Below are 13,192 nucleotides of genomic sequence, written 5' to 3' on the forward strand. Positions count from 1 at the left end.
AAAAAATCTCCTCAGCAGTCCAGTGGGTTGCGTTTTTCCGGGTTGATCCCGAACTTGACGATAGCGTCAGCCACCACCTTAGGTTCGATCTCACCACGGTCAGCCAAGGCTTCCAGGGCTGCCAACACCACGAAGTGACGGTCGACTTCGAAGAAGTGACGCAGCTTCTTGCGGCTGTCACTGCGGCCGAAACCATCGGTGCCCAGGACTTTGAATTCCTTGGACGGGACCCACTGGCGAATTTGTTCAGCAAACAGTTTCATGTAGTCGGTAGAGGCAATGACTGGACCCTTACGGCCGGCCAGGCACTCTTCGACGTAGCTCTTGGCTGGCTTCTGGCCAGGGTGCAGACGGTTGCTGCGCTCCACGGCCAGGCCGTCGCGGCGCAGTTCGTTGAAGCTGGTGACGCTCCATACGTCGGCACCGACGTTGAACTCGTCGCGCAGGATCTTCGCCGCTTCACGCACTTCACGCAGGATGGTGCCGGAGCCCATCAGCTGTACGTGGTGCGCCGCTTCCTTGGTGTCTTCTTCGAGCAGGTACATGCCCTTGATGATGCCTTCTTCCACACCGGCCGGCATGGCTGGCTGCTGGTAGGACTCGTTCATCACGGTGATGTAGTAGAAAACGTCCTGCTGCTCTTCGGTCATCTTCTTCATGCCGTCCTGGATGATCACCGCCAGCTCATAGCCGTAAGTTGGATCAAAGGTGCGGCAGTTCGGGATGGTGGCAGCCAGGATGTGGCTGTGACCGTCTTCGTGTTGCAGGCCTTCGCCGTTCAGCGTGGTGCGGCCGGCGGTACCGCCGATCAGGAAGCCACGGGTACGGCTGTCGCCTGCTGCCCAGGCCAGGTCGCCGATACGCTGGAAGCCGAACATCGAGTAGAAGATGTAGAACGGCAGCATTGGCTGGTTGTGGCTGGAGTACGAAGTACCGGCAGCGATGAAGGAGCTCATGGCGCCCGCTTCGTTGATGCCTTCTTCGAGGATCTGGCCCTTCTTGTCTTCCTTGTAGAACATCACCTGGTCTTTATCGACTGGCTCGTAGAGCTGGCCGACGGAGGAGTAGATGCCCAACTGACGGAACATGCCTTCCATACCGAAGGTACGGGCTTCGTCCGGGATGATCGGGACGATGCGCGGGCCGATGTCCTTGTCCTTGACCAATTGCGCGAGGATACGCACGAAGGCCATGGTGGTGGAGATTTCACGGTCGCCCGAGCCGTCAAGGATAGCCTTGAGGGTGCTCAGGTCTGGCGTCGGCACGCTGAAGCTGTTGGCGCGGCGCTGTGGCACGAAACCGCCCAGTGCAGTGCGGCGCTCGCTCAGGTAGCGGGCTTCGGCGCTGTTTGGCTCTGGCTTGAAGAACGGCAGGTTCTCCAGCTCTTCGTCCTTGACCGGGATGTCGAAGCGGTCGCGGAACAACTTCAGGCTGTCGACATCGACTTTCTTGGTGTTGTGCGCGGTGTTCTTCGCTTCGCCGGCACCGGTGCCATAACCCTTGATGGTCTTGGCCAGGATGACGGTCGGTTGTTCTTTGTGGTTGACCGCTTCGTGGTACGCCGCGTAGACCTTGTACGGGTCGTGGCCGCCACGGTTGAGCTTCCAGATCTCGTCGTCGGACAGGTCGGCAACCATCGCCTTGAGTTCAGGCGTGTTGAAGAAATGCTCGCGAACGAACGCGCCGTCTTTGGCTTTGTAGTTCTGGTACTCGCCGTCGATGACTTCGTCCATGCGACGCTGCAGGATACCGTCGACGTCCTTGGCCAGCAGTGGGTCCCAGAAGCGGCCCCAGATGACTTTGGTCACGTTCCACTGAGCACCGCGGAACACGCCTTCGAGTTCCTGGATGATCTTGCCATTGCCGCGAACCGGGCCGTCGAGGCGCTGCAGGTTGCAGTTGATGACGAAGATCAGGTTGTCGAGCTTCTCGCGGCCGGCCAGGGAAATGGCACCCAGGGATTCCGGCTCGTCGCACTCGCCATCGCCGAGGAAGCACCAGACTTTCTGCTTGCCTTCAGGGATGAAGCCACGGGCTTCCAGGTACTTCATGAAGCGTGCCTGGTAGATCGCCTGGATTGGGCCCAGACCCATGGAAACGGTCGGGAATTGCCAGAAATCAGGCATCAGCCAAGGGTGCGGGTAGGACGACAGGCCCTGACCGTCGACTTCCTGGCGGAAGTTGTTCATTTGTTCTTCGCTGATGCGACCTTCCATGAACGCACGGGCGTAGACGCCTGGCGAGGTGTGGCCCTGGAAGTAGATCAGGTCGCCGCCGTGTTCGTCGGTCGGGGCCTGGAAGAAGTAGTTGAAGCCGATGTCATACAGGGTTGCGCTGGAAGCGAAGCTGGAGATGTGACCGCCCAGGTCCGAATCTTTCAAGTTCGTGCGCATTACCATCGCCATGGCGTTCCAACGTACCAGCGAGCGAATGCGGCGTTCCATGAACAGGTCGCCAGGCATGCGTGCTTCGTGGGTAACGGGGATGGTGTTGCGGTATGGCGTAGTGATGGCGTAAGGCAGTTGCGAGCCGCTGCGGGTCGCGAGTTCGCCCATACGGGTCATCAGGTAGTGAGCACGGTCTTCGCCTTCTTTGTCGAGAACCGATTCCAGGGCGTCCAGCCATTCCTGGGTTTCGACGGGATCGAGGTCTTGCATGGCTTGCTCCAGGGCGGAAAGGCTACCAGAATCGGTTGCCTGAAGTTTGCGACTGGCCTTGTGGGCAGACGACATAAATTCTTGGATGGCCGAAGGTTGCTTCGGCGTCCTGTAGTTTTACTACAAATCGTCGGCCATTTCAGCCTTTCGAATGTATATACGAGTAGTAAAACTACACAAGACTGAGCGTATGGCTCGGTCTTGCTGGTGAGCATAATCGTTATTGTTGGTCTATTGCGAACAAGAAAAGGTGAAACTTTGATGTTGCCTGCCAAGATTAATTTAATTTCAGCTATTTCTAACCTTTGTTCGACAGTCCTTCACCGAGCATGGCTCTTGCCTTCACAACTACACGCCATTTACACGCCGATCAAGGATAGACCATGAGCCTTCCAACGCTGGCCGAACTGCCGGCCATTCTGTTGCCTTACGCCAGCCGGGCCGAACAGTCATTTCGTGACGCGGTGGCCGCGCTGGACGACGATCATGGCCTTTCTGCGTGGACGCCGCAACGGTGGGCCGACTTCGCTCGCGTGTGCGCCGCCAGTGATTTCGTCATTGAACAGAGTGTTCGTGACCCTTTGATGTTGCTTGAACTGGCGGCCTGGGGCGAGCTGGACCGCGGCTTTGCGCCCGGCGAGCTGTGCAGCCAGATAGCCGGTGCCGTGCAACAGGCCGAAACAGAAGATGAACTGGGCCGTGCGCTACGCCGCCAACGCACGCGCCAGCAGGTGCGCATCATCTGGCGCGACCTCACACGGCAGGCTGATCTGGTGCAAACCTGTCGCGATCTGTCCGACATGGCCGACGCCTGCATCGACCAGGCCTATCAATGGCTGTACCAGCGCCACTGCGCCCAGTTCGGCACGCCGACCGGCGCACGCAGCGGCGAGGCACAGCACATGGTCATCCTCGGCATGGGCAAGCTCGGTGCAGTGGAGCTGAACCTGTCGTCGGATATCGACTTGATCTTCGCTTATCCCGAAGGTGGTGAAACGGTGGGCGTGAAGCGCGCCCTGGATAATCAGGAGTTCTTTATTCGCCTGGGTCAAAAACTGATCAAGGCCCTGGACCCGATGACCGTCGACGGTTTTGTCTTCCGCGTCGACATGCGCCTGCGTCCCTACGGTTCGGCCGGCGCCCTGGTGCTCAGCTTCAACGCGCTGGAGCAGTACTACCAGGACCAGGGCCGGGACTGGGAGCGCTACGCCATGATCAAGGCGCGGGTGGTGGCCGGGGACCAGGCGGCTGGCGCGCAACTGCTCGACATGCTGCGCCCGTTTGTCTATCGCCGTTATCTGGACTTCTCGGCCATCGAAGCGCTGCGCACCATGAAGCAACTGATCCAGCAGGAAGTGCGGCGCAAGGGCATGGCCGACAATATCAAGCTGGGCGCGGGCGGCATTCGTGAGGTGGAATTTATCGCCCAGGCATTCCAGCTGATCCATGGCGGCCGCGACCTCAGCCTGCAGCAACGCCCGCTGTTGAACGTGCTGGGCACGCTGGAAGGCCAGGGTTATTTGCCCGCAGCGGTGATCAGCGAGCTGCGCAGCGGTTACGAGTTCCTGCGCTACACCGAACATGCGATCCAGGCGATTGCCGACCGCCAGACGCAAATGCTGCCGGACAGCCCCGAAGACCAGGCACGCATTGCCTTTATGCTGGGCTTTAGTGACTGGGCCGCGTTCCATGAGCGCCTGATGTACTGGCGTGGCCGTGTGGACTGGCACTTTCGCCAAGTGATTGCCGACCCTGATGAAGAAGAGGGCGAAGAAAGCGAATTGGTGGTCGGCGGTGAATGGTTGCCACTGTGGGAGGAATCCCAGGATGACGATGCCGCGTGCCGCCAACTGAGTGAAGGCGGTTTCGCCGATGCCCCCAAGGCCCTCAAGGCCTTGGCCAACCTGCGCGCCAGCCCGCAGTTGCGCGCCATGCAGCGCCTGGGGCGTGAGCGCCTGGATGCGTTCATCCCACGCCTGCTGGCCCAGGCCGTTGAACATGCCAACCCAGACCTGGTGCTGGAGCGCGTGTTGCCGCTGGTGGAAGCCGTGGCCCGGCGTTCGGCCTACCTGGTGTTGCTGACCGAGAACCCCGACGCCCTGCGTCGCCTGCTGACATTGTGCGCAGCCAGCCCGTGGATCGCCGAACAGATCACCCGTTTCCCGCTGTTGCTGGATGAATTGCTCAACGAAGGCCGCTTGTTCAAGCCGCCGCTGGCGCCGGAACTGGCCGCTGAGTTGCGCGAGCGCCTCACGCGCATTCCCGAAGATGACCTTGAGCAGCAGATGGAGGCCTTGCGCCATTTCAAACTGGCGCACCGCCTGCGGGTGGCCGCTTCCGAAATCGCCGGCAGCCTGCCGTTGATGAAAGTCAGCGACTACCTCACCTGGCTGGCCGAAGCCATTCTTGAACAAGTGCTGGCCCTGGCCTGGCGCCAGACGGTCGCCCGCCACGGTTCGCCGCAGCGCCTGGACGGCACCCTGTGCGATCCTGGGTTCATCATTGTCGGTTATGGGAAAGTCGGCGGCATCGAACTGGGGCATGGTTCGGACCTGGACCTGGTGTTTATCCATGACGGCGACCCCCAGGCCGAGACGGACGGTGCCAAGCCGATCGATGGCGCGCAATTCTTTACACGCCTGGGCCAGCGCATCATTCACCTGCTGACCACCCAGACCAACTCCGGCCAGCTGTATGAAGTGGACATGCGCCTGCGACCTTCCGGCGCATCGGGCTTGTTGGTGAGTTCCCTGGGGGCGTTTGATCGCTATCAACAAAATGAAGCCTGGACCTGGGAACATCAGGCCCTGATCCGTGCGCGGGTACTGGTGGGCAGCCAGGATGTGGGCCAGGCGTTCGAGCAGGTACGGGCTAACGTGTTGGGGCGTGAGCGGGACTTGGAGAAGCTGCGCCAGGAGGTCAGCGAGATGCGTGCCAAGATGCGTGACAACCTGGGCACCAAGGCCACGACTGCCGGCAGGGGCGCCAATGCCTTCGAGGCCACGGCGCTGTTCGACCTCAAGCAGGACGCCGGAGGTATCGTCGATATTGAATTTATGGTGCAATACGCGGCTTTGGCGTGGTCTGCGCAACATCCATCGTTGCTGCGCTACACCGACAATATCCGCATTTTGGAGGGCCTGGAGCAGGTCGGGCTGATGCCCGCCGCCGATGCCCATTTGCTGCGTGAAGTGTACAAGGCTTATCGCTCAGCCGCGCACCGCCAGGCTTTGCAGAACGAGGCCGGTACGGTAGCCGGGGACCAGTTCGCCGACGAGCGGCGACAGGTGATGCGAATCTGGCAGGCGCTGGGCTTAAATTGAAACTCGACTGATTGGCGACGCCAATTTTCATATGGGATGCGGATTAAGGTGGGAGCCGGGCTTGCCCGCGATGCAGGCGCCTCGGTTTATCAGTGATGCCGAGGTGATGCGATCGCAGGCAAGCCAGCTCCCACATAAAGATGCTCCCTGGCGCACCGCGATCTACAGTTATTATCGAGGCGGGGAGGCATAGGCCTCCCCGCATCGTTTGTGGAAACTACATGAATATTCTGATCGTTGGGCCCAGTTGGGTCGGTGACATGGTGATGGCACAGACACTGTTTCAGTGCCTGCGCCTGCGCTATCCAGACTGCCAGATCGACGTGCTCGCCCCTGAGTGGAGCCGGCCGCTCCTCGAGCGCATGCCAGAGGTGCGTAAGGCCTTGAGCTTCCCGCTCGGCCACGGCGCCCTTGAGTTGGCGACCCGCCGACGTATCGGCAAGTCCATGGCGGGCCAGTACGACCAGGCGATCCTGCTGCCTAACTCGCTGAAGTCGGCGCTGGTGCCGTACTTTGCCGGTATCCCCAAGCGCACCGGCTGGCGCGGCGAGTTTCGCTATGTGCTGCTCAACGACGTGCGCACCCTGGATAAAGCCCGTTACCCGTTGATGATCGAACGCTTTATGGCTTTGGCCTACGAGCCGGGCACTGAACTGCCCAAGCCGTACCCGCGCCCCAGCTTGCAGATCGACCCGGTGACCCGCGACGCGGCGCTGGCCAAGTTCGGCCTGACCCTGGATCGGCCCGTATTGGCCTTGTGCCCGGGCGCCGAATTTGGCGAGTCCAAGCGCTGGCCGTCGGAGCATTACGCCAAAGTCGCCGAAACCAAGATCCGCGAAGGCTGGCAGGTGTGGTTGTTCGGCTCCAAGAACGATCATTCGGTGGGTGAAGACATTCGTCAGCGCCTGATTCCCGGTCTGCGTGAAGAGGCGGTGAACCTCAGTGGCGACACGTCCCTGGCCGAGGCCATCGACCTGTTGTCGTGCGCCGATTCGGTGGTGTCCAACGACTCCGGCCTGATGCATGTGGCGGCGGCGCTGAACCGTCCGCTGGTGGCCGTGTACGGCTCCACATCCCCAGGCTTCACTCCGCCGTTAGCCGACAAGGTCGAAGTGGTGCGCCTGGGCCTGGATTGCAGCCCGTGCTTTGACCGTACTTGCCGCTTCGGCCACTACAACTGCCTGCGCCAGTTGCTGCCCCAGCCGGTAACCGATGCCCTGCAGCGTTTGCAGGGCGACGTGGTCGAGGTTCATTGAGTTGCGGGTTCTGGTAATCAAGACCTCATCCCTGGGCGACGTGATCCATGCCTTGCCGGCCCTCACCGACGCAGCGCGGGCGATTCCCGGCATTCGGTTCGACTGGGTGGTGGAAGAAGGCTTTGCCGAAATCCCCACCTGGCACCCGGCGGTCGACAAGGTGATTCCGGTGGCGATTCGCCGCTGGCGCAAGAACCTCTGGCAAACCGTCAAGAGCGGTGAATGGCGGCGCTTCAAGCAGGCGGTGCAGTCGACCAAATATGACCTGGTGATCGACGCCCAGGGCTTGCTCAAAAGCGCCTGGCTGACGCGCTATGTGCGGGCGCCCATCGCTGGCTTCGACAAAGACTCTGCGCGTGAACCCCTGGCTGCGCGCTTTTATTCCCGGCGCCTGGCCGTGGCCCGTGGGCAGCATGCGGTGGAGCGCTTGCGCCAGCTGTTCGCCGTGGCCCTGGGCTACGACCTGCCCCAACGCCTGGGCGACTACGGCCTGAGCGTTGAAAAGCTGCTCGGCCTGCCGCCGAAAAAACCGTTCGTATTGCTGTTGCATGGCACCACTTGGGACACCAAGCACTGGCCCGAAGCCTATTGGCGCGAGCTGGCCGAACGCATGGGCCGCCTGGGCGTGGACGTAAAGCTGCCGTGGGGCAACGCCGCCGAAAAGGCGCGGGCCGAACGCCTGGCCCTCGGCCTGCCCAACACCGAAGTGTTGCCCAAGCTCAACCTGGCGGGCGTTGCCCGTGTCTTGGCGAGCGCCCGTGCCTGCGTGGCCGTCGACACCGGCCTTGGCCACTTGGCGGCGGCATTGGACGTGCCGACCATTTCCCTGTTTGGCCCCACCAACCCAGGCCTTACCGGTGCCTACGGCAAAGGCCAGATTCACTTGGCCAGCGACTGGCCGTGCGCGCCTTGCCTGCAAAAACAGTGCACTTATCAACCCACTGCCGACGACCTGCGGCGGTTCGACATCGCCCGCGAGTCGCCCCTGTGCTTCACGCGCTTGAACCCTGAGCGTGTTGCAAGCCGGCTGAGCACGTTGTTACTGGCCGAGGAGCAGCACTGATGCAACTGGCTTTTGTTCTGTACAAGTACTTCCCTTTCGGTGGCCTGCAGCGCGACTTCATGCGCATCGCCCTGGAATGCCAGCAGCGCGGCCACAGCATTCGGGTGTACACCCTGATCTGGGAAGGTGATATCCCGCCAGGCTTTGAGGTGCTGGTGGCGCCGGTCAAGGCCTTGGTCAACCACCGTCGCAACGAAAAGCTCTACGCCTGGATCCAGGCCGACCTGGCCAAGCGCCCAGTGGACCGCGTGGTGGGCTTCAACAAAATGCCGGGGCTGGACCTGTACTTTGCCGCCGACGGTGTGTTCGAGGACAAGGCCCAGACCCTGCGCAACCCGATGTATCGCTGGTTCGGGCGCTACAAGCACTTTGCCGAATACGAGCGCGCCGTGTTCGATAAAAACGCCAAGACGCAGATCATGGTGTTGTCTGAGCATCAGCAGCAGCTGTTTACCCAGTATTACGGCACCCAGGCCGAGCGTTTTCACCTGTTGCCACCGGGTATTGCCCGCGACCGCCGCGCCCCGCCGAACGCCGCCGAAATCCGCGCCGAGTTCCGCGCTGAATTTGGCTTGGCCGAGGATGATCTGCTGTTGGTGCAGATCGGTTCGGGGTTCAAGACCAAGGGCGTCGACCGCAGCCTCAAGGCGCTGGCCGCTCTGCCTTCGCGGCTGAAGAAACGCACCCGGCTATTTGTAATCGGCCAGGACGACCCCAAAGTATTCCAATTGCAGAGCGCGGCGCTGGGCCTGGGCGACCAGGTGCAGTTCTTCAAGGGCCGCAATGATATTCCGCGTTTCCTGCTGGGGGCGGACCTGTTGATTCACCCTGCGTACAACGAGGCGGCCGGCATGGTGCTGGTCGAAGCGGTGGTCGCCGGCCTCCCTGTACTGGTGAGCCAGGTGTGCGGCTATGCGTTCTACATCGACAAGGCCCAGAGCGGCCGGGTGTTGGACGAGCCGTTCGAGCAAACCCAGCTCAACCAGTATCTGGTCGATATGCTCGACGACCCACAAGCGCGTGCGACCTGGAGTCGCAATGGTCTGGCCTTCGCCGAGACGGCCGACCTCTTTAGCATGCCGCAGTACGCTGCGGACCTGATTCTGGCGGAGCCAAACCGATGAAGTTGATTCTAGCCGAACCCTTCAAGACCCTCTGGGCCGGACGCGATGCGTTCGCCGAGGTCGAGAAGCTGGAAGGCCAGGTGTTCCGCGAGCTGGCCGCTCGCCGTACGTTGCGTACGGTGGTCGAGGGCCAGCCTTATTTTGTGAAGATCCACCGTGGGATCGGCTGGGGCGAAATCCTCAAGAACCTGGTCACCGCCAAATTACCGGTGTTGGGCGCGGGCCAGGAGTGGGTGGCGATCCAGCGCTTGCAGGCGCTTGGCGTACCGACCATGACCGCCGTGGCGTTCGGTGAAAAAGGCAGCAACCCGGCCGACCAGCATTCGTTCATCATCACCCAGGAACTGACCCCCATCATCAGCCTGGAAGACCTGACCCTGGACTGGGTCAAGCAACCGCCCGTGCCGGCCATCAAGCATGCCTTGACCCTTGAGCTGGCGCGTACCGTGGGCGCGATGCACCGCGGCGGCGTCAACCACCGTGACTGCTACCTGTGCCATTTCCTGCTGCACACCGACCGGCCTATCAGCGTCGACAACCTCAAGCTGTCGGTGATCGACCTGCACCGTGCCCAGGTACGTGCGACGATCCCCGTGCGTTGGCGCAACAAAGACCTGGCCGGCCTGTATTACTCCGCGTTGGAGATCGGCTTGACCCAGCGCGACAAGCTGCGTTTTCTCAAGGCCTACTTCCAGCAGCCGCTGCGCCAGATCCTGGCAGAGCAAACCGCGCTGTTGTCTGCGCTGGAACGCATGGCAGCAAAGCTGTATGCGCGTAAACAGCGATATGGGGATGCGATCTGATGGCGGGTTGGAATCTGGAACCTGCCTACGCCGCCCTGGCGGATGACTTTGGAAGCCTGGACGCGGTGTTCGCCCTGCAAGGCGAGCGGCTGACCCGCGACCCGTTGTCGGAAGTGATCCGGGTGGAGCGTGGCGGGGTCAATTATTACGTCAAGCGCTACGTAGGTGCCGGCAAGGGCCTGCGTCGTTACCTGGGCAGGCCGCGGGTGAAGTCCGAATGGCAGAACCTCAAGCGCTTCGCCAAGTGGGGCATCCCTACCGCCGACGTGGTGGCCTGGGGCCTGGACCGTAAGGGCCTGGCCTATAACCGTGGCGCCATGATCACCCGCGAACTGCCCAAGACCGAAGATCTGTCGGTGCTGGCCGAGCGTCACGATGAGCGCCTCAAAGACCCCAGGTGGGTCGATGGCATCAGCCGCCAGCTCGCCGAATACACGCGCACCATGCACGATCACCGCTTCACCCATAACGACTTGAAGTGGCGCAATCTGCTGGTGGACGACCAACGCACCCTGTACCTGATCGACTGCCCCAACGGTGATTTCTGGCGCGGTTTCTGGCTCAAGTACCGCATCACCAAAGACCTGGCCTGCCTGGACAAAGTCGCCAAGTATCACTTGTCGGCCACCCAGCGCCTGCGCTTCTACCTGCAATATCGTCAGCGCGCGCACCTGACCGCGTCGGACAAACAGCGAATTCGCCATGTGGTGAAGTTTTTCGAGGGACGCGAATGAGTGACTTCCTGGCGGCCGAAGACCGCGCTCTGCTTGAGCGCAACGGCCTGGCGACCTTCGACGCGCTGTGGGCCAAGCAACTGGATGCAGTGGACGAGCCGAACACCAGCGGCGACGGTTGGAGCAGTGTGTATCGCCTGGAGCTTGAGGGGCAGGGTTACTACCTCAAGCGCCAGAGCAACTACCTCACGCGCACCTTGCACCGCCCGTTCGGCGAGCCGAGTTTTGCCCGCGAGTTTCGCAACATCAGCCTGTATCGAAAGCTCGGTATACCGGCCCTGCAAGCGGCGTTCTTCGGTGAACGCAAGGTCAAGGGCGAGCGCCTGGCGATGCTGCTCACCCGTGCGCTGGATGGCTGGAATGACCTGGACTCGTTGCTGGAGCAGTGGTCGCAATTGAGCGCAGCCCAGCACAGTGCGATCCTGTTGGCGTGCGGCAAGCTGGCGCGTCATCTGCACAGCGTCGGGCAAGTGCATGGCTGTTTTTACCCCAAGCATATTTTCCTGCAGCCTGCCGGTGAGGGTTATGCCGCGCAGTTGATCGACCTGGAGAAAACCCGCCCGCTGCTGTTTGGCTGGCGTGACCGGGTCAAGGACCTGGAACCGCTGCTGCGCCGCGCGCCGCAATGGTCGGACGCGCAGGTGCGCCAATTGCTGGCGGCGTACCTTGAGCAGCCCGAGGACGGTGCCCTGGTGTCCACTTGGCACCAGCGCCTGACCGCGCGCCGCAGCCACAAGGAGAACCGCTGATGCGTTTATCCGAGCTGAAATCGGCTGGGCGTACCCCCGGCCTGCCACTGACCCTCGACCTGGCGGATGCCGCCGGCCCTGGGCAATTGCAATTGCTGAGCCTTTTGCGGGTGTTGCCGGGGCAGCGCTATGTGGGCGCCGCCGTGTGGCGGGGTCGCCCGGTGTTGGCCAAGTTGTTGGTGGGCAACAAGGCGGCGCGGCATTTTCAGCGTGAGCTTACGGGGGTGCGCCTGTTGGCTGAGCAGGGCCTGACCACGCCGTTGCTGCTGGCCGATGGCTTGCAGGACGGCGAGGGCGGTTGGCTGCTGTTTGAATTTATCGAGGGGGCCCAAAGCCTGTCCGACGCTTGGCTCGCCGTCGAAAACCTGCCGCCGTTGGCGGACGAACAAACCGCTGTGCTCGCCGAAGCGCTGGGCGCGATTGCCCAGATGCATGCCAAGGGCCTGTGGCAAGAAGACCTGCACCTGGACAACCTGCTGCGCAAGGATGGCAAGCTGTATTTGATCGATGGCGCCGGTATTCGTGTCGAAGAGGCGGGCAAGCCGTTGTCGCGCAATCGAGTGCTGGAGAACCTCGGTGTGTTCTTCGCCCAACTGCCCAAGAACCTCGAGCCCTTTACCGAAGAGTTGCTGGTGTATTACTTGCTGGCCAACGGCGAACACGCCTTGCCAATGCAAGCCTTGGAAAAGCAGGTGCGTAAAGTCAGCGCCTGGCGTTTGAGAGACTACCTGGACAAGACCGGCCGCGAATGCACGCTGTTCAGCGTGGTGCGCGGCGCTTTTGGCTTGCGTGCGATCCGCCGCGAAGAAGAAGCCGCCATGGTGCCGGTGCTGGAGCAGGCCGATGCGTTGCTCGACCAGGGTCACCTGTACAAGACCGGTGGCGCGGCGAGCGTGGCCAAGGTCGACGTGGCTGGCCGGCCGCTGGTTATCAAACGCTACAACATCAAGGGCTTTGCCCATTGGCTCAAGCGCTTCTGGCGCCCGAGCCGCGCCTGGCACTCCTGGCGCGAAGGCAACCGCCTGGCCTTCCTGGGCTTCGCCACGCCCAAGCCGCTGGCGGTGCTGGAGAAACGGTTCCTGTGGTTGCGCAGCCGTGCCTACCTGGTCACCGAATACCTGCCTGGGCCAGACATCATCGAGCGCTTTGCGCCGTATGTTGAAAGCGGCGATGCGCCCGAGAGCGAATTGCAGGCGCTGGACCAGTTGTTTGCCGAGCTGATCCGCGAGCGTATCAGCCATGGGGATTTCAAGGGCCATAACCTGTTCTGGAGCGACGGGCGCTGGGCGATGATTGACCTGGATGCGATGTGCCAGCACGGTTCGCTGTCCAGCTTCGCCCCTGCGTATGCCAAAGACCGTGCGCGATTTATGCGTAACTGGCCGCAGGGCAGTGCGCTGTACCAGGTGATTGACCAGCGCTTGCCCAAAGAGGCGGGTGTCGGCAGTTAAATCTATCGCGGGCAAGCCCGCTCCCACACTTG

At 61.9% G+C, this 13,192-nt stretch carries 9 protein-coding genes; 8 read left to right on the plus strand and 1 reads right to left on the minus strand.

Annotated features, from left to right (window positions below; translation table 11 throughout):
- Nucleotides 1-11: 11 nt before the first annotated feature.
- Nucleotides 12-2,657: a pyruvate dehydrogenase (acetyl-transferring), homodimeric type gene (gene aceE / locus MHH62_RS26880; protein ID WP_014716623.1), complete on the minus strand. Its 2,646-nt coding sequence runs from the start codon at nt 2,655-2,657 to the stop codon at nt 12-14.
- 383 nt (nt 2,658-3,040) lie between these two features.
- Between aceE and glnE the strand changes: the two genes are divergently transcribed.
- The 8 genes from glnE to MHH62_RS26920 all read left to right on the plus strand — a co-directional run bounded on the left by glnE (nt 3,041) and on the right by MHH62_RS26920 (nt 13,160).
- Nucleotides 3,041-5,980, plus strand: coding sequence for a bifunctional [glutamate--ammonia ligase]-adenylyl-L-tyrosine phosphorylase/[glutamate--ammonia-ligase] adenylyltransferase (gene glnE / locus MHH62_RS26885; protein ID WP_103452303.1), 2,940 nt, complete (start codon nt 3,041-3,043; stop codon nt 5,978-5,980).
- Between the two features lie 221 nt (nt 5,981-6,201).
- Nucleotides 6,202-7,236, plus strand: a complete 1,035-nt coding sequence (waaF, locus tag MHH62_RS26890) for a lipopolysaccharide heptosyltransferase II (RefSeq protein ID WP_339232160.1) — start codon at nt 6,202-6,204, stop codon at nt 7,234-7,236.
- A 1-nt stretch (nt 7,237) separates the two neighbouring features.
- Complete coding sequence (waaC, locus tag MHH62_RS26895) at nt 7,238-8,299, plus strand: lipopolysaccharide heptosyltransferase I (protein ID WP_014716626.1); 1,062 nt, start codon at nt 7,238-7,240, stop codon at nt 8,297-8,299.
- On the plus strand, nt 8,299-9,423 hold the full coding sequence (locus tag MHH62_RS26900; protein ID WP_014716627.1) for a glycosyltransferase family 4 protein: 1,125 nt from the start codon (nt 8,299-8,301) through the stop codon (nt 9,421-9,423). The genes waaC and MHH62_RS26900 overlap by 1 nt, the downstream gene beginning before the upstream one ends.
- Nucleotides 9,420-10,226 carry a lipopolysaccharide core heptose(I) kinase RfaP gene (gene rfaP / locus MHH62_RS26905; protein ID WP_014716628.1) on the plus strand — a complete coding sequence of 269 codons (807 nt, stop codon included), beginning with the start codon at nt 9,420-9,422 and terminating at the stop codon, nt 10,224-10,226. The genes MHH62_RS26900 and rfaP overlap by 4 nt, the downstream gene beginning before the upstream one ends.
- On the plus strand, nt 10,226-10,960 hold the full coding sequence (locus tag MHH62_RS26910) for a lipopolysaccharide kinase InaA family protein (RefSeq protein WP_003187993.1): 735 nt from the start codon (nt 10,226-10,228) through the stop codon (nt 10,958-10,960). Before rfaP ends, MHH62_RS26910 begins: the two co-directional genes overlap by 1 nt.
- Nucleotides 10,957-11,709, plus strand: coding sequence for a lipopolysaccharide kinase InaA family protein (locus MHH62_RS26915; protein ID WP_339232161.1), 753 nt, complete (start codon nt 10,957-10,959; stop codon nt 11,707-11,709). Before MHH62_RS26910 ends, MHH62_RS26915 begins: the two co-directional genes overlap by 4 nt.
- Nucleotides 11,709-13,160, plus strand: a complete 1,452-nt coding sequence (locus MHH62_RS26920; protein ID WP_275967985.1) for a lipopolysaccharide kinase InaA family protein — start codon at nt 11,709-11,711, stop codon at nt 13,158-13,160. The genes MHH62_RS26915 and MHH62_RS26920 overlap by 1 nt, the downstream gene beginning before the upstream one ends.
- The last annotated feature ends 32 nt before the right edge of the window (nt 13,161-13,192 follow it).

This window comes from Pseudomonas sp. FSL L8-0168, from assembly GCF_037976155.1.
Taxonomy (GTDB): Bacteria; Pseudomonadota; Gammaproteobacteria; order Pseudomonadales; family Pseudomonadaceae; genus Aquipseudomonas; species Aquipseudomonas paracarnis.